At 68.7% G+C, this 1,442-nt stretch carries 1 protein-coding gene; it reads left to right on the top strand.

All coding sequences use genetic code 11. From position 1 onward, the window contains the following. Positions 1–98: 98 nt before the first annotated feature. Positions 99–1,376 (top strand): IS256 family transposase, encoded by a 1,278-nt coding sequence (locus LN042_RS36760; protein WP_372495891.1) that lies wholly within the window; start codon positions 99–101, stop codon positions 1,374–1,376. The last annotated feature ends 66 nt before the right edge of the window (positions 1,377–1,442 follow it).

Below are 1,442 nucleotides of genomic sequence, written 5' to 3'. Positions count from 1 at the left end.
AAAGGAGCCACCTGGTGAGCACCACAACTGGTCACCTGATCGATATCACTGACGGCGCGTCGGTTGACCCGGCCGGCGAATCCCTCGACGGTGACAGCGTGAGGAACGCGACCGTCTCGCCGAACGGGCTCAGCCCCGAGCTGCTGGACCACCTGGCCGCGCTGGCCGCCGAGCGGGTCCGCGAGGGCGGGCTGCGGCTGATGGGCGAGGGCGGACTGCTGCCCGAGCTCACCCAGCACCTGATGCAAGCCGCGCTGGAGGCCGAGCTCGACCTGCACCTGGCCGACGAGGCCCAGCGCTCCGGCGGGCGCGGGTCCCGCTCGGGCGGCAACGCCCGCAACGGCTACCGGCCCAAGAAGGTGATGACCGAGGTCGGGCCGGTCACCGTGCACGTGCCCCGCGACCGGCTGGGCACCTTCCGCCCGGGCATCCTGCCCCGATACGCCCGCCGGACCGGGGCCTTGGACGAGATGGTGCTCTCCCTGAGCGCCAAGGGCCTGACCAGCGGCGAAATCGTCGCCCACCTGGCCGAGGTCTACTCGATGACCACCTCCAAGGAGACCGTCTCCACCATCACCGACAAGGCCCTGGAGTCGATGGCCGAGTGGCGCACACGCCCACTCGATCCCGTCTATCCCGTCATCTTCGTGGACGCCATCCACGTCAAGATCCGCGACGGCCAGGTCGCCAACCGGCCCGTCTACGTGGCCCTCGCGGTGACCTGCGACGGCTACCGCGAGATCCTGGGCCTGTGGGCCGGCGACGGCGGCGAGGGCGCCAAGTACTGGCAGGGCGTGCTCACCGAGCTGAAGAACCGCGGCGTGCGCGATGTGCTGATGCTCGTGTGCGACGGCCTGACCGGACTACCCGACGCCGTCAGCCAGGTCTGGCCGCAGACCGTGGTCCAGACCTGTATCGTCCACCTGATCCGCACCACCCTGCGGTACTGCTCACGGGCCGACTGGGAGGCCGTGGCCCGCGACCTGAAACCCGTCTACACCGCCGTCAACGAGGACCAGGCCCTGCAACGGCTGGCCGACTTCAGCGAGAAGTGGGAGAACAAGTACCCGGCAGCGATCAAAGCATGGGAACGCGCCTGGAGCGAGGTGGTGCCCTTCCTCCGCTTCGAACAGCCCATCCGGCAGGTCATCTGCACCACCAACGCCATCGAGTCGCTGCACGCCCGCTACCGACGAGCCGTCAACGCCTGCGGGCACTTCCCGAACGAGACCGCAGCCCTCAAGCGCCTGTACCTGGCCACCCTCGCCCTCGACCCCACCGGCAAGGGACGCCAGCGCTGGAGCAACCGCTGGAAGAGCGCCATGAACGCCTTCGACACCGTCTTCGACGGCCGCCTTACCGCCGGCCGGGTGTAGGCCGATCAGCCCACACCCCAACCAGTACGCCAATCGTATGAAGTACACCTAATTCGTGATAGACCC

It is taken from the genome of Kitasatospora humi (assembly GCF_020907985.1).
Lineage (GTDB): Bacteria > Actinomycetota > Actinomycetes > Streptomycetales > Streptomycetaceae > Kitasatospora > Kitasatospora humi.
This window is presented reverse-complemented; position numbering and strand designations above follow the sequence as displayed.